The organism is Arthrobacter sp. ISL-72, assembly GCF_018613755.1.
Taxonomy (GTDB): domain Bacteria; phylum Actinomycetota; class Actinomycetes; order Actinomycetales; family Micrococcaceae; genus Arthrobacter.
In genome coordinates, this window is sequence record NZ_JAGGPP010000013.1 from 126,329 (window position 1) to 142,155 (window position 15,827).

The window sequence follows — 15,827 nt, forward strand, 5'->3', positions numbered from 1 at the left end:
CATGACCGAAACAGCAAACACCGCCGCCCCCAGCGGCGCAGCAGCAGTCAACAGCGCGCGGAAGATCGCCGTCATCGGCTCCGGCTACATGGGCGGCGGGATCGCGCAGGTCCTGGCGCTCGGCGGGGCCCGGGTGGCACTGGCCGACGTGTCCGCCGAAGTGGCGCAGAACAACTACGACCGGCTCCTGAGCGAGTCGGACCAGTTCGTGGCCGACGGGTTGTTCCCCGCGGGTTCCACGGAAATCCTGAAGCAGAACCTGTGGGCCGCCAAGGATATCGAGGAAGCCGTGGCGGACGCGGACTTCATCGAGGAGGCCGTCCCCGAGGTCATCGCCATCAAGCACCAGACGCTGGCCCGCATCAGCGCCGCCGCCCGGCCCGACGCCATCATCGGCTCCAACACGTCCACCATCTCCATCGCTGAGCTGTCCGAGCCGGTCACCAACCCGGAGCGGTTCCTGGGCGTGCACTTCTCCAACCCGTCGCCGTTCATCCCCGGCGTCGAGATCATCCCGCACGCCGGCACTTCGGCGGCCACCGTCGGCGCAGCCCGCGACCTGGTTCACGCTGCGGGCAAGCAGACCGCCGTCGTCAAGGACGTCACCGGCTTTGTGCTCAACCGCCTGCAGTACGCGCTTTTCCACGAAGCCGCGCAGCTGGTGGAACAAGGCATCGCAACGGCGGACGACGTCGACACCCTGGTCCGCACCACGTTCGGCTTCCGGCTGCCGTTCTTCGGGCCCTTCGCCATCGCGGACATGGCCGGGCTGGACGTCTACAACTTCTGCTACAAGTCACTCCAGACCGACTTCCCGGAGCGGTTCGCCACCCCGAAAATCCTCACGGACCTCGTGGAGGCAGGCAAGCTGGGCACCAAAACGGGCGCAGGCTTCCTCAACGTTCCGGCGGAGCGCACGCCCGAACTGATCGCCTACCGCAACAAGGCCTACGTGGCCATGCAGAAGCTGATCGAAGACCTCGGCCCGGCGCCCATCAGCTGAGCCGGCTTCGGTTTATGGTCTTTCGCTTAAGATTCTTCGCCCTCACAGTCTTCGTTCTCATCAAGGAGCAACCATGAGCATTTTCCCCGCAGAACGCACGGCAATCGTCACCGGAGCCGTATCGGAGCGCGGCATCGGCCGGGCCACCGCGAACTACCTTGCCGCGCAGGGCTGGAACATCGGCATCATCGACCTCGACGACGCCCTGTGCAAGGCCACGGCCAAGGAAATCGCGGCCCAGTACGGGATCCGCGCCCGCGGTGTCGGCGCCAACGTCGGCGACGAAACTTCCGTCCGCAACGCCATCGACGAGCTCGAGGCGGAGCTGCCGCAGATCGTGGCCCTGGCCAACGTGGCCGGCGTCAGCTCCCCGGTTCCGTACCTTGAACTGGACGCAGCCGAATGGGACCGGGTGCTGGGCATCAACCTCAACGGTGTCCACTACGCCACCCGCCGCGTGGCCGAGTCCATGGTCAGGAGCCGGATCGGGCGCATCGTCAACATCTCGTCCGTGTCCGCCCAGCGCGGCGGCGGCACGTACTCCAAGACGCCCTACTCGGTGGCCAAAGCCGGCGTGATCGGGCTGACCCGTTCCACCGCCCGGGAGTTGGGGGAGTACGACATCACCGTCAACGCCATCTCTCCGGGTCCCATCGACACCGACATCATGGGCGGCACGCTCAGCCAGGAACGCAAGGACGAACTCACCAAGGACCTGGTGGTCAACCGGGTCGGGTCCACGCGTGACATCGCCGCAGCCATCGCCTTCCTCATCAGCGAGGACGCCGGGTACATCTCCGGCCAGACGCTGAATGTGGATGGCGGGCTCTACATGCACTAGGGACGGACAGCCATGGCACAACACCGCCCCACTGCAGCACGTCCAAGTTCGGCACGTCCAAGTTCAGCACGTCCAGGGCCTGCGCCGGGGGAGGCCACCGGTCCCAAGTCCGGGACCAGCTCCTGGAGCCGGGAACGGCGCATCTACCTCGCGGTGGGCATCCTTGCCTGCCTCGCCGGCGTCATGATCATCGCGTTCTCCCGCTAGGACCGGCAGCACCCCTTCGTTCGCAACTGATTTACTCAAAGAGGAGTTTTGATGTCCCTAACAGCAACGTCCACCAAGGAGCTCCTGGATTCGCCGGTCCTCAAATCGGCGATCTCCAAGGCCTCGTTCCGGCTTATGCCGATGCTCGTCATCCTGTACGTGGTGGCATTCCTGGACCGCACCAACGTGGGCTTCGCTGAAGCGGCGCTCGGTGTGGACCGGGGGGTCACCGCCGGTGCCTACGCCTTGGGCGCAGGCATTTTCTTCATCGGCTACGCCCTGTTCGAGATCCCCAGCAACCTGCTGCTGACCAGGTTCGGCGCCAAGGTGTGGCTGGCGCGCATCGCCATCACGTGGGGCATCGTGTCCGCGTGCTTCGCCTTCGTCCAGGGCGAGACCTCGTTTATCATCCTGCGTTTCCTGCTGGGTGTCACTGAAGCCGGCCTGTTCCCGGGCGTCATCATGTTCCTGGCCGCCTGGTTCCCGAACAAGGTGCGCGTGAAGATGTTCGCCATCTTCTACCTGGCGCAGCCGTTCTCCCAGATGATGGGCGCCCCGCTGTCCGGTTGGCTGATCAACATCGGCGACCAGGTTCCGGGGGTGGCCGGGTGGCAGGTCATGTTCTTCATTGAAGGCATGCTCGCAGTCCTGGCAGGCATCGCCGCCTACTTCTTCCTGATCAACAGCCCCCAGGACGCCAAATTCCTCAACCCCGGTGAGAAGAAGGCGCTGCTGGACGTCATGGCCCTGGAGGACACGGTCAAGGAAGAAACCGGCCCCCGCGGTGTGCTTGCCGCAATGAAAAACCGCAAGGTCTGGTACTTCACCGTCATCTACTTCTGCCTGCAGGTGGCGGTGTACGGAGTGACGTTCTACCTGCCGCAGCAGGTCGCCCAGCTGACCGGCCAGAAGGTGGGCATCATGGTGGGCCTGCTGGCAGCCATCCCGTGGTTCTTCGGCATCTTTGCCTGCTACTTCATCGGCAAGGCGGCCAACACCGTGGTCCGCCGCCGCGTCTGGGGCACCGGCCTCTTCCTCTCCACCGGGTTGTGCATCTTTGGCTCGGCGTGGGCCGGCGCCAACCATGTCCCGGCACTGGGCATCCTCTTCATCACCCTTGCAGTCTGCAGCTTCCTGTCGATCGGACCCATCGCCTGGTCCTATCCGACGGCGTTCCTCACCGGAACGGCAGCCGCCGCCGGCATCGGCCTCATCAACTCGCTGGGCAACCTTGGCGGCTTTGTGGCCCCGATCCTACGCACCACGGTCAACCAGGTCACGGCGTCCGACACCGGAACCATGGGCGTCTACGCCCTGGGCGTCCTGCCGTTCGTGGCCGCGGTCATGATGTACGCCACCAAGCGGTTCCGAAACAAGGCGGACGAACTGCTGGAGAAGTAAGTTCCACACCCGTCACGAGCACAGCGGGCCAGTCACTAGAACAGGGAACCCGTCACGACTAAGCGGACCCGTCACGACTAAGCGGACCCGTCACTAGCAAAAAGGCACAAACACATGCACCAGGCTTCAGCCAGCCAGGCCACAGGCCCTGTCACCTACGTGGGCGTCAGCACCAAGATGTACCTGGGCTACCGCAGCACCCTGGACTGGCTGGAAGGTCTCTGCCATGAAGTGGACTCCCGCCCGGCCCTCGCGGCCGGGCGGGTTGTCCCGTTCGTGACCCCGTCTTTCCCGGTGCTCCCGGCGGCCGCGGCCCTTTTGCAGGACTCGCCTCTGATCCTGGGAGCGCAGAACTGCGGCTGGGCAGAGGGAGCCTGGACCGGTGAAGTGGCACCGTCGATGCTGGCCGAGCTGGGCGTCCGGCTGGTGGAGATCGGCCACGCCGAACGCCGGGCCCACTTCGGGGAAGACGACGCCGTGGTGGCGCTTAAGGTCCGCGCCGCCGACGACGCCGGGCTGACGCCGCTGCTCTGCGTCGGGGAAGACCGCGTTCGCGGCAACCGCGTTGGTGAAGTCCGCAGTGGAGAAGTCCGCGTTGGTGAAGGCGGCGTCGTTGAAGACGGCACTGGTGCGGCGCGTGCCGCTGCCAGCTTTGTCTACCGGCAGATCGGGGCTGCCGTGGACGGCGACTGGACGCTGGCCTCGCGTCTCATCATCGCTTACGAGCCCGTCTGGGCCATCGGCGCGGCCGAGCCGGCGGACGCGCACTACGTGTCCGACGTCGTGAATCGCCTTCGAACCCTACTGGCCGCGCACGGGCTCCAGGATCTTCCGGCCATCTACGGCGGATCGGCCAAACCGGGGCTGTTGCCCGGGCTCGGCGGCGTGTCCGGGTTGTTCCTTGGCCGCTTCGCGCACGACGCCGCGAACTTCGGCAAGGTGCTGGATGAGGCACTGCTCATTGCCCCTGGCCTGTCACTGACCGCTGGCACAGCCCGATGAAACCGCCCAACTGTTCAAGCCCCTCAGGGTGGCTTGGCAGGTAGTTGGTCAGTTCCGGGGCCCGCACCACCACCGCGCGCCACTTCCCCCGGGACACTGCGACGTTGATCCGGTTGCGGGACAGCAGGAACTCCATGCCGCGCGGAGCTTCGGCCACCGCGGAACAGGCCATGGAAACGATCACCACGGCAGCCTCCTGGCCCTGGAATTTGTCCACGGTGCCCACCCGGACGGCCGAGTGGCCGGCGGCGTCGAGGGCGTCCCTGATCAGGTTCACCTGCGCGTTGTAGGCCGCCACCACCAGGACGTTCTCCGGTTCCAGAGGGCGGTCGCCTGCTTCATCGTGCCACGTCAACCCCAGATGCCTGCGGACCTGCAGGACCACTGCCTCTGCTTCCTCCAAAGAGGAGGTGATATTGCCGGTGTGGGGAACCATGACGGTTTCGATTCCCGCAGGAACACCGTCCAGGAAGCGCAAGTCCGCGGCGCCGGCTGACTGCAGCCTGCCGTCGTAGGCGAGTTCCGAGACGGCAGCGCACAGCGGGGAAGCCATCCGCCATGAGTCCGCCAGAAAGTAGCCGAGCTCCGGCGGCAGCGTCGCATGGCCATCCGAGATCCAGCCGAGCGCAGATTCGTTGACCGGCTCAGGGTGGGTGCCTTGGCTGACCTGGGGGAGCTGCTGCGGATCACCCAGCAGCAGCAACCGCGAACTCGCCTGGGCAACCGCCATGGTGTTCGCGAGCGAGAACTGCCCGGCTTCGTCGATCACCAGGAGATCCAAAGACCCCGCCGGCACAGTGGTGCCGGTCATGGTCCAGGCGGTGCCGCCCACCAGGGCGCCGCCGGGCGAACCCAGCAGCCGCTCCACATCCGCGGCGCCACGGTGATGCCACGGCAGAAAATCGTCGTGCTTCACGTCCTTGGCGACCCTCAGCGGGTCCACTCCCGCTTTTTCCACGGCGGTGCAGAGCAGGTTCTCCACCACCGCGTGCGACTGGGCAACCACGCCCACCTTCCAGCCGCGGGCCACGAGCCGCGCAATGACATGCGAGCCCACATGGGTTTTCCCCGTGCCTGGCGGTCCCTGCACAGCCAGGTAGGAATGGTCCAAGGCCTCCACAGCCGCGGTGATCGCGTCGATAAAGCGGTCCGGCCCACCCGCCGGCACCGGCAGCGGGCCGCCTGTCACCAGCATGGGCGGAATGCGGCGCACGAGGTCCAAAGCCGGATGTTTGCGGAGGATGGGTGTCTCAAGAGTCTCCGCCGCTGGGTCCGGAAGCCCGGCCGCCACCTGATCGGCCAGCAACTCCAGCGCCTCCTCCAGGCTCTTGGTGGGAATGGGTTGGTCTTCGGTCAGCGCAATGGGCAGGCAGTTGTGCGGTTCCATTTTCCGGTGCAGCTTGTCGCGGATCACCACGGTGTCCCTGCCGTCTTCGTGGCCGAGCTCCAGGATCTCCGTCCCGAACACCCCGCCCCGGCCGGAGCCGTCGCTGCCCGTACCTTCAAGCCCGGCCGGCAGCGGACGGTCGTACATCCGGAACCACGTGCTGCCCTCACGGAGGTCCGAGCCGGCGCTCACCGTGCCGGTCAGCTGGACCCTACGCTCCGGGAGCCTGGACCCGACCTTATGCCAGTCGTCAAGGATGCGGGCTTCCTCCACCAGGAAGACGTTCCGGTCCTGCTGGTGGGTGCCGGGGCCGTTTTCGCAACGGTCAAAGTGCGCCCACCAGAAGGCTTTGCGCTCGCGCCGGTGATAGCTCACGGCCGCATCCACCATGGCGATGGCCTGAAGATCGGGATCAGGGACGGCGTGGCCCTCGCCCCCGACCGACGGACCGGCACCGACCGACTGAGCTCTGCCGACCGAGGGAACTGCCCCGACCGCCGGAGCTCTGCCGACCGACTGAGCTGTGGCGTTGGCGGCGCGGATCGCTGCGGCGCGGCCAAGAAATGCCCGGATGGCACGCTCGGACCGGCCCAGTGCGGCACCCTCGTCAGTCTCAGGGGCCGCCCGCCCTAAATTTCCGGCCGGACCCCCTGTCCCGCTCCTGCCGCCATTTCCGCCGTCGCCGTTCTTGCGGCCAGCCAACAGCCCGGGGGAGTCAGCCTGCTGACCGGCCGGTGCGGGCACGATCCCGCGTTCGGTCGCCAGCCGCAGCAGCCAGTCACGTAGCTCCAGCGTGGAGAGGCAGTCGTATTCGTTGTAGTCGGAGATACCAGCGAGGATGGCCGCGGCATCCTGCGCCTGCCCGGCATCACGGGCTTCGCAATAATCGGCATAGGCCACCACCGACGCGCCGGCGTCCTTCACGTCGCCGGAGCGGAGGTTGCTGCCCATGTACAGCGGCTCCAGTTTCTTGATGCTGTAAGAGTTCTCGGAGATGCAAATGCTGTTCCGCACGGTCTGGTACAGGTCCACGAGCAGACCGTCCCGCAACCAGTTGTCCACGGTATCCTCGCCGGCGACGTGCATCACCGACAGTTTGCGGAGTGCGGTCTTCTCGTAGGGGGCGTAGTGGTACACATGCATGTCCGGATACTGGCGCCGCCGGTTCTCCACGTAATCAAGGAAATTGAGGAAGGCCTGCTTCTCCGCAGCCCGGTCGTGCGCCCAGAACGGCTTGAAAACCAACTGGCCGCCGGAATGGAGCGGTGCCACGATGACTCCGAACAAGTACTCGAGCCCCCAGACTCCCGTCTCGCTGTCCTGCCACAGCGGATCCCCTTCGAAGTCAAAGAAGATGTCTCCGGGGCTTGGCGGGGGAAGTTCGGCCAGCGTGTGCTCCGGAACCACACGGTAGCTGATTGTGTGCTGCTCGCCGTCCTTGACGTAGCTGACGGATCCCTCGGCCGTGCCGGCGTTACTCTGCATCCTGGCCTGGTCCTGCAGTCTCAGCAGAGAGGCGTTGGCGCCAGGCAAACTGGCGTCGGCCAACTGCTTGACGGTGAAGATCTCCTGCGCATGGAGCTTCTTCCGCTGCGCCGAGTTCATCCGAGCTACCAGGAGCAGATCGTCCGATGCTTTAACCTGCTCCTGGCAGTAATCACAACGGCCGCAGGCCACAACGCCGGGCGTGCCCCAGCTGACGGCGTCGGACTGGTTGCGGTGGCCGGCGGTCAAATCCATGAACCTGTCCCTCCTCTCCCGGAAGACCGGCAGGATGTCCGCAAGCTTGTGGCTGCTCCGGACGTAGTCGAAGCCGCCTCCCGGGGTAGCCACGGTGGCACCCAGGATTAGCGTCACCGCGGGATCCGGCCTAATTCCGGCGTGGAGCAACTGGTCGCCGTAGGCAGCAAGCTGGAGCAACGCCGTCACTTTGGCGTGGCGCGCCAGCTTGGTGTCGTACACGGCGTAACTGCCGTCGTCCTGTTTCACCAGGAAGTCGGAGCGGCCGTGGAAGCGGCCGTCGAAAAAGGCCGCCTGGAACACGACGTCGGCCCCGGCCCGCAGCGCATCGACGGACTCAGCATGCTTGGCCTGCAGGGTGGCGCGGTCCATGGCGGCCGCGGCTTCGACGTCGTACACGCCGCGTCCTGTAGCCGGATCCCAGGGGCCGAATTGGGCCAGGAATTTGTCCAGGACCTTGTGCTCATGGATGTCACCCAGTTTTGCGGTGCGGGCCAGCATCTCGTCGGCCTCGAACTCGGCCTTGGGGGAGCGCCCCAGTTTCTCGTCCAGCTTGCGCAGCAACTGGTACTCGCACGTTGCCGCGATCACCAGATCGCTCGCGGAAAAGACCAGATCCTGTGCCAGATCCGGTACGTCCGGTTCAAGAAGAAACACTGCGCCCCCGATGCCGTTGATGTCTTATTGCCAAGCTATCAAAGGCCCCGGACATTATTAGCTCGCCAGATTAGCTCGCCAGGGATTCGGCCGTCGGAACGACCGGAGGGACCGGAAAGGCCGCCGGGCCCATAGCCTCAGGGGGTCTGGCCGGGGGACGCGGAACAGGGGTAAGGTCTGAGCAGCGTGAGGCGGCAAGGCCAACCAGACACCACCGATCCACGACACCGGGACTGAACGGGGAACATGACTGTGCAAAATGACTTCACTGCCTTCGACGAAGAGGCCTTCGAAGCTGCCGTCCGCGCCGCCCAGAAGAGCCTCAGTGAGGGCGGCATCCCCATCGGGGCCGCCCTGGCACGGGGGAGCGAAGTGATTGCCAGCGGCCACAACGAGCGCGTGCAGAACGGGGATCCCATAGCCCACGGCGAGATGGCAGCGCTCCGGGCGGCCGGGCGCCAGAGGAGCTACCGCGACACAACGCTTTACACCACGCTCGCTCCGTGCGCGATGTGCACCGGGACGATCATCCAGTTCAAGATCCCGAGGGTTGTAGTGGGCGAGGCCAGGACGTTCCCCGGCGAATTCGATCTGCTGCGCTCGCGGGGCGTGGAAGTGGTGGTGCTGGACGACCAGCGCAGCGTTGACATGATGCTCAACTTCCAGCGCGATAACCCGGAGTTGTGGGCCGAGGACATCGCAGAGGAGTCGCTGGCGGAAGACGCGCTGGCGGACACAGCCGGAGCCTGAATCCGCACCCCGCGAGTCGGCGTCGCAACTCCGCATCGCCCTGTGCCTAACCCCGGTGCCTGGCAAGGCCGCGGCGGTCAAAGCCGCTACAGGAAGGCCTCGCGTCCGGTCCCTTCCTTAATCACGAGTTTGCCGTCTTCGATCGACACGAGGAGACTCTTAGGTTTGCCGCTGAGTTTCACGCCCCCGGAGAGACCCCTGCTGGTGACTTCGACGCCGATGATCGCACCGCGTGCGGGGAGCTCGATTGCCACTTCCTCCGCTATGCCCAGCAGCGGGTTGGTGGAGAGCTCGGTGTCGCGCCTCGCCTGCTTGCCATTGACAAAAACTGTGACATTGTCCTCGTCAAAGCCGTCCTGAAGGATGATGAGCAATTCCTGCATGCTTGACCGCCTCCGTAGATCAACTGGCTCCCCCAACTGCCACTACACCACTTCTTGTCCGGCCTGGATAGTCCCAGTTTTCACGGCGGCCGCGCCATAGTGTCGGTGGGGTAGGGCAAAATGTTCAGGGTGAACAACATCCAGCGTTCTTCCGCTACCCCTGCCAGTCTGGTCGCCGCAGCAGCCGGCCAACCGGCCACGGCACTGGCCCGCAAACCGGCCGGAAACCCAGCCGGAAACCCAGCTGGAACCCCGGCGGGCCAGCCTGCGGGAAAGACTCCCGACGCCCTGGCGGAACAGATCGCGGCCCAGATCGCCGGCGAACTGGGCGTAAAGGCCTGGCAGGTAAAAGCCGCTGTTGAACTGCTCGACGGCGGGTCCACCGTTCCCTTCATCGCGCGGTACCGCAAGGAAGCCACCGGGACCCTTGACGACACCCAGCTCCGCGAGCTTGAGGAGCGGCTCCGGTACCTCCGCGAACTGGAGGACCGCCGTCGGACCGTTCTGGAGGCGATAGCCGCCCAGGGCAAGCTGACCCCGGAACTGCAGGCTGCCGTCGTCGACGCCGATACTAAATCCCGGCTGGAAGACATCTATCTTCCGTTCAAAACCAAGCGCCGCACCAAGGCCCAGATTGCCCGTGAGGCGGGGCTCGAGCCGCTGGCCGATGCCCTTCTCAAGAGGCCGGAGCTGGATCCGGGGCGCGAAGCCGCCAAGTACTTGAACGCTGAACACTCCATCGACGACGCCGCCGCGGCGCTGGCCGGCGCCCGGTCCATCCTGGTGGAGCGCGTGGCGCAGGATCCGGATCTCGCCGCGACGCTGCGCGAACGGCTCTGGACCCAGGGCCGAATGGTGTCCCGGGTGAAGAAGGGCCAGGAGGCAGAGGGACAAAAGTTCAAGGACTACTTCGACTTTTCACAGGCGCCGTCCGGCATGCCGTCGCACCGCGTCCTGGCGCTGCTCCGCGGGGAAAAGGACGGCGTCCTGGAGCTGGAGCTCGCCGAGGCTGAACCGTCAGACGACGCCGCCATGGCCGCCGCCCGCGGCCGTTACGAATCTGCCGTGGCCAGGTTCCTCGGGGTTGCGGACCGCGGCCGGCCCGCCGATGAGTGGCTGCTGCAGACCGCGCAGGTGGCGTGGCGCTCGCGGGTGCTGGCCCGGCTGACGGCTGACCTGAGGGGGCGGATGTTCGCAGCGGCCGAGGACGAGGCTGTGCGGGTTTTCGCCGCCAACCTGCGCGATGTGCTGCTGGCTGCACCGGCCGGCAACCGTGCCACTCTCGGGCTGGATCCGGGACTGCGCACCGGTGTGAAGGTGGCCGTAGTGGACGGGACCGGCAAGGTGGTGGCCACGGACACCGTTTATCCGCACGCCCCCGCGCGGAAGTGGGATGAAGCCCTGGCCACCCTGACCCGGTTGGCACGGCAGCACGCCGTCGAACTGGTCGCGATCGGCAACGGAACGGCATCCCGGGAGACCGACAAGCTTGCCTCGGAACTGATCAAGAAGCTGTCCGCGGAGCCGGGCGCGGAGCAGCATGGCAACCCGGCGGGCGGAACCCGGGCGCCGGAAAAGCTGGTGGTGTCCGAAGCCGGAGCGTCGGTGTATTCGGCGTCGGCGCTGGCCGCTGCCGAACTGCCCGGCATGGATGTTTCCTTACGCGGCGCCGTGTCCATTGCCCGCCGGCTGCAGGATCCGCTGGCCGAACTGGTGAAGATCGAACCGAAGTCGATCGGCGTCGGGCAGTACCAGCACGATGTCACGGCGGCGAAGCTGGACCGCAGCCTGGACGCCGTGGTGGAGGACTGTGTGAACGCCGTGGGTGTGGACGTCAACACGGCGTCGCCGGCCCTGCTCAGCCGCGTGGCCGGCGTGGGTCCGTTGCTCAGCGAGAACATCGTGGCGTACCGGAACGAGCACGGCCCGTTTGCCAAACGAAGTGACCTGAAGAAGGTGCCGCGGCTTGGCGCCAAGGCGTTCGAACAGTGCGCCGGCTTCCTCCGGATCACCGGCGGGGCCGAGCCGCTGGACGCTTCCAGTGTGCATCCCGAGGCCTATCCGGTGGCGCGCAAGATCCTCGCTGCCGCGGGTGGCAAAGCTGTCGGCAAGGCAGCTTTCGGCGGCGCCGCTGCGGGCAGCCTCGCGACGCTTAATCCGCAGGACTTTGTGGAGGGCGCCTTCGGCCTGCCGACTGTGCAGGACATTATGACCGAGCTTGAGAAGCCCGGCCGGGATCCGCGTCCGGCTTTTGCGGCCGCTAAGTTCTCCGAGGGCATCGAGAAGATCTCGGACCTCCGCCCCGGCATGATCCTGGAGGGAACGGTCACCAACGTGGCTGCATTCGGGGCATTTGTGGACGTTGGCGTTCACCAGGACGGCTTGGTTCACGTTTCGGCGCTGGCCAACCGTTTCGTGTCGGATCCGCGCGAGGTGGTGAAGTCCGGGCAGGTGGTGCGCGTCAAGGTTCTGGAAGCCGACCCCGAGCGGAAGCGCATCTCACTGACGTTGAGGCTCGACGACGAACCGGCATCTTCTGCCGGCCGGCAGGCTTCCGGTGGCCGTCAGGGTGGCGGTGGCCAGCCGGCGGGTGCCGGCGGGCGGCAGGCTCCCGGTGCCGGGCGGCAGCCCAATGGCGCAGCACGGCAGGCAGGTGATGGGCGTCAGTCCCGGAATGACGGCCGGCCTGCGCGGAACGACCGTACGGATGCCAAGCGGACACCGCCGCCGAAGCCTGCACCGGTGAACACCGCCATGGCGGAAGCCCTGCGGAAGGCAGGCCTGGGCAAATAGGGCGCTTTCGGGCGCTCTGCTGCGACCACTCGTGCCTGCAACCCGGCGGACCGCCGCTGGCCGTGGCTACAGTGGTGCCCATGACTTTCACCAAGCCCGATCCGTTCACCACACGGCCCACGCTGCGGGGGACGTTCGGGATGAGCGCTTCCACGCACTGGCTGGCGACGGCCACAGCGCAGTCGGTGCTGGAACGTGGCGGCAACGCCTTCGACGCCGCCACCGCCGCAGCGTTTGTACTCCACGTTGTTGAACCGCACCTGAACGGTCCGGGCGGGGACATGACCGGCGTGTTCGTCACCGCGGAAGAGCCGGGCAATCCAGTGGTTTTGATGGGACAGGGTCCCGCACCCGCCGCGGCATCACCGGAGCACTACAGGTCGGAAGGGCTCGACCTGGTCCCGGGATCAGGTGCCCTGGCCGCCGCGGTGCCTGCCGCCGTCGAAGCCTGGCTCCTCTTGCTGCGCGACCACGGGACATGGGAGCTGCAAGCGGTGTTGGAGTATGCGACCGGATACGCCGGAGACGGCCATCCGGTGCTGGGGCGGGTTGGTGCCACGATAGGGGCGGTGGCTGAACTCTTCCGCAAGCATTGGCCCACTTCAGCTGAGCTGTGGATGCCCGGCGGACGGATCCCCGAAGAGGGGGAGCTGCTCCGAAACCCGGCGTACGCGCGGACCCTCGAGCGTCTGGTGGAGTCCGGCGCTGCAGGGTCATCACGGGAGGCACGGATCGACGCGGCCCGGCGGGAATGGAGCGTAGGGTTTGTCGCGACTGCGATGGTTCGGTCTGTCCAGACACCGCATCGGCACTCGTCCGGAACGGATCATCGCGGAGTGCTCGCCATGAGCGACCTTGAGGATTTCGAGGCGGGCTATGAGCCTGCCGCCACCATGCAATTCCGCGGGCACGCCATCGCCAAGACACGGGCCTGGGGCCAGGGACCGGCGCTGCTGCAGACCCTTGCGATATTGGACGGATTCGACGACCACTACCTGGACCCGTCCACCGAGCTCGGCGCACACACCATCCTTGAGGCGGAGAAGCTGGCGCTCGCGGACCGGGAGGCATACTACGGAGACGCGGATGTTCCGCTCGACTACCTGCTGTCGGCGGAGTACGCCACGGCGCGCCGTGCATTGATTGGCGATCGTGCCTCGCTCGAGTTCCGGCCTGGCCGGATTCCGGGGCGTGAACCGTTTATGCCGCCGCTGCGGACCGGGTATGTTCCGCCGGCGCTCACGAACGACGACGACGGGCCGGGCCTTCGCGGGGGTGCTTCCGATTCGGGCGGTACCCGGGGAACGGGAGCGGCCGGCGCCAGCGCCGGCGTCGGCGAGCCGACCGTGCTGCCCACGGGCGAGACGCGCGGCGATACCTGCCACCTCGACGTGGTGGACCGCTGGGGAAACATGATCTCGGCGACTCCTTCCGGCGGCTGGCTGCAGTCATCTCCGGCCATTTCCGAGTTGGGTTTCTGCCTGGGTACCCGGCTGCAGATGACCTGGCTCGAAGCCGGATCGCCGTCGAGGCTGACGCCGGGGAAGCGCCCCCGCACCACCTTGACGCCGACGCTTGTGCTGCGGAACGGGCATGCGATAACCGCACTGGGTTCGCCTGGCGGCGACCAGCAGGACCAGTGGCAGTTGCCGTATCTGCTGCGGACTATCGTGGGTGGCTACGCGCCGCAACAGGCCATTGATGCGCCGACTTTCCACACGACGTCGATGCCCGGTTCATTCTGGCCGCGGACGTGGAATCCAGGCGGCGTCGTCGTTGAGGACAGGTTGGGCGACGACGTGATTGCGGGCTTGGAGCGGCGCGGTCACCGGATCACGAGGGCCGGAAATTGGACGCTGGGACGGTTGTCCGCCGTCGTCCGTGACCCTTTGACGGGTGTGGTTCAGGCCGCGGCGAACCCGCGCGGTGGTCAGGGCTACGCGGCAGGTCGCTAGGATCGCCCTACTTATTGAGCGCCGACCCTGTTGGGCCGTGGCCGGAGCAAACTTCGCAGGCGTGGTGCTTTCGTCTGCGGCAGATCTTTGCAAGGCTGGGCTCATGACGTACTTCCTCGAATACAAGGTCCCGCCGGAACACGATGGCAGCGAGTACGAGTTTCCGCACGATGAAATCCGCACCGGAACAACCGTCCCGCTTTCGGAGACCGACGCACCCATTGTCCATGCGCCGGAATTGCCGGCCCGCACCGGGATCATGGGCGCCACGGTACCGGAAGCCAAACTGGAAGCTGAACAGCTCATCACGCACAGCCGGGCGCGGGAAGCCTTGCTCTACGATGATCCGTCCAATTCGCTCCAGGAAGGAACCGGCGAACTGGTGTCCACTTTCGAAAAAGGTCGCGGCTGGACTGACACACGCCCGGATGAGTACGAACCTGCGCAACTGCCGGAGGATTAGGCAGCCTTAGTGCTGCTCAGCATCTGAAGGGACTGTTTCGTTGTGGTTTTTGGCGCGGGTCGATGTGGGGCGGCGGCGGGATGAACCACGGGACGCCGGCTTTGACTTGGATGGTCCACTGTTCTTTGTGGATGAGGTGGTGGTGATGGGAGCAGAGCAGGGTGCCGTTCTCGGTGCTCGTGGTGCCGCCGTGTGACCAGTAGGTGATGTGGTGGGCTTCGCACCAGGGGGCGGGGATGGTGCAGGCGGGGAAGGCGCAGCCCTGGTCGCGGGCGGTGAGGGCTTTGCGGATGTGCGGCGGGAAGACCCTGGTGGTGGGCCGATGTCCAGGACGCGGCCTTCGCTGCCGAGGAGGACCGGGATGATGTCGGCGTCGCAGGCGATCTTGCGGATCGTGGATGCGGTGACGGGACCGGTGAATGTGAACGTTCCGGGGCCGCTTTGACCTTCGGCGGCGTGGTCGAGGCGGTTCAGGAGCTCGCGGTAGTCGATGGTGGCCATGACCTGCGGGCGGAGTCCTCCCGCGGCCGGGAGTTTTCCGCTGGCCAGGGCCGCTTTGCAGCCGTTGACGAGGCCGTCGAGGCGCCGCTGCGCATGGGTGCGCCGGTCCAGCTCCATTGCTGCTGGTTTCGCCGGGGCGGGTGCGGGGGTTGGTGGCGGTGTTCATGACGGTCAGGAGGTGTTCGTACTGGTCCGGGGTCGCGAAGATTTCCACGTGGTGCAGTCCGCGGCGGGGTCGGCGGATGAACGCGCCCTGCCGGTGGCGGAGTTCCTCCTCGGACGGTTCGGTCCCGTCCTGGTCGATCGCGTCGATCCAGCGGCGGGCCATGCGGGAGAGGAAGTCGGCGTGGTCCTCGGCCGCGGTGCTGACCAGGGCGTGCTCCATCAGGGCAGTGGTGTCCTGCGGGGCGTGGTGCCGGACCTGGTCCAACGCGAGGGTGATGGTCGTCGCGGCCCGGGAACCGATGGTCCCGGCGGCGAGGGCGCAACCGAGCTCGGGCCGTTCCGGGGGTTCTTCGTGCCCGGTGAAACCGGTGCGGGGCAGCACCGCCCCGGCAAGGGCGATCCGCCGCCGGGCCTCGCCGGCGCTGATCGCAGCCGGGAGCGCAGGACTTCGGCAGCGTTCCGGCACCCGTCATCCGCCGGGTTTGGTGCTGATGATGCCTGCGCCGTGGACCCCTGCACCGGGCACGCCGATGTGGCGGGGTTCGTCGTTTCCCCCTCTGTTCCCCAGCCCGTGGTCCA

12 protein-coding genes and 1 pseudogene are annotated in these 15,827 nt (G+C 66.6%); 9 read left to right on the top strand and 4 right to left on the bottom strand.

Annotated features, from left to right (window positions below):
• Position 1 precedes the first annotated feature (1 nt).
• The 5 genes from J7I92_RS12785 to J7I92_RS12805 all read left to right on the top strand — a co-directional run bounded on the left by J7I92_RS12785 (position 2) and on the right by J7I92_RS12805 (position 4,454).
• On the top strand, positions 2-1,003 hold the full coding sequence (locus J7I92_RS12785; RefSeq protein WP_214841032.1) for a 3-hydroxyacyl-CoA dehydrogenase family protein: 1,002 nt from the start codon (positions 2-4) through the stop codon (positions 1,001-1,003).
• A 73-nt stretch (positions 1,004-1,076) separates the two neighbouring features.
• Positions 1,077-1,844: an SDR family NAD(P)-dependent oxidoreductase gene (locus J7I92_RS12790; RefSeq protein WP_214841033.1), complete on the top strand. Its 768-nt coding sequence runs from the start codon at positions 1,077-1,079 to the stop codon at positions 1,842-1,844.
• 12 nt (positions 1,845-1,856) lie between these two features.
• On the top strand, positions 1,857-2,051 hold the full coding sequence (locus J7I92_RS12795; RefSeq protein ID WP_214841035.1) for a hypothetical protein: 195 nt from the start codon (positions 1,857-1,859) through the stop codon (positions 2,049-2,051).
• Positions 2,052-2,102: 51 nt separating this feature from the next.
• Positions 2,103-3,452, top strand: coding sequence for an MFS transporter (locus tag J7I92_RS12800; RefSeq protein WP_214841036.1), 1,350 nt, complete (start codon positions 2,103-2,105; stop codon positions 3,450-3,452).
• 114 nt (positions 3,453-3,566) lie between these two features.
• On the top strand, positions 3,567-4,454 hold the full coding sequence (locus J7I92_RS12805) for a triose-phosphate isomerase family protein (protein WP_214841037.1): 888 nt from the start codon (positions 3,567-3,569) through the stop codon (positions 4,452-4,454).
• Here J7I92_RS12805 and J7I92_RS12810 read toward each other — a convergent pair.
• On the bottom strand, positions 4,411-8,238 hold the full coding sequence (locus tag J7I92_RS12810; protein ID WP_214841038.1) for a bifunctional RecB family nuclease/DEAD/DEAH box helicase: 3,828 nt from the start codon (positions 8,236-8,238) through the stop codon (positions 4,411-4,413). The genes J7I92_RS12805 and J7I92_RS12810 overlap by 44 nt on opposite strands.
• Before the next feature lie 246 nt (positions 8,239-8,484).
• On the opposite strand from J7I92_RS12810, the gene J7I92_RS12815 reads away from it, so the two are divergent.
• Positions 8,485-8,988: a nucleoside deaminase gene (locus J7I92_RS12815; RefSeq protein ID WP_214841039.1), complete on the top strand. Its 504-nt coding sequence runs from the start codon at positions 8,485-8,487 to the stop codon at positions 8,986-8,988.
• An 86-nt stretch (positions 8,989-9,074) separates the two neighbouring features.
• Here the strand turns inward: J7I92_RS12815 and J7I92_RS12820 are convergent, their stop codons facing one another.
• Positions 9,075-9,371 carry a hypothetical protein gene (locus J7I92_RS12820; protein ID WP_214841040.1) on the bottom strand — a complete coding sequence of 99 codons (297 nt, stop codon included), beginning with the start codon at positions 9,369-9,371 and terminating at the stop codon, positions 9,075-9,077.
• A gap of 288 nt (positions 9,372-9,659) precedes the next feature.
• Between J7I92_RS12820 and J7I92_RS12825 the strand changes: the two genes are divergently transcribed.
• From J7I92_RS12825 to J7I92_RS12835, 3 genes are all read left to right on the top strand, one after another.
• Entirely contained in the window at positions 9,660-12,164 is a 2,505-nt protein-coding gene (locus tag J7I92_RS12825) for a Tex family protein (RefSeq protein WP_214841332.1), read from the top strand.
• A gap of 80 nt (positions 12,165-12,244) precedes the next feature.
• Positions 12,245-14,119: a gamma-glutamyltransferase family protein gene (locus J7I92_RS12830; RefSeq protein ID WP_214841041.1), complete on the top strand. Its 1,875-nt coding sequence runs from the start codon at positions 12,245-12,247 to the stop codon at positions 14,117-14,119.
• A gap of 103 nt (positions 14,120-14,222) precedes the next feature.
• Entirely contained in the window at positions 14,223-14,582 is a 360-nt protein-coding gene (locus tag J7I92_RS12835) for a hypothetical protein (protein ID WP_214841043.1), read from the top strand.
• 16 nt (positions 14,583-14,598) lie between these two features.
• On the opposite strand, the gene J7I92_RS24400 is transcribed toward J7I92_RS12835, so the two are convergent.
• Together J7I92_RS24400 and J7I92_RS24405 are read right to left on the bottom strand one after the other, a co-directional pair.
• The gene (locus J7I92_RS24400) at positions 14,599-15,003 is read right to left on the bottom strand and encodes an HNH endonuclease signature motif containing protein (protein ID WP_396020389.1); all 405 of its coding nucleotides are present in this window, start codon (positions 15,001-15,003) and stop codon (positions 14,599-14,601) included.
• A pseudogene (locus J7I92_RS24405) lies at positions 14,964-15,714 on the bottom strand (DUF222 domain-containing protein); the annotation flags it as partial. The pseudogene J7I92_RS24405 and the gene J7I92_RS24400, both read right to left, overlap by 40 nt.
• Positions 15,715-15,827 lie beyond the last annotated feature (113 nt).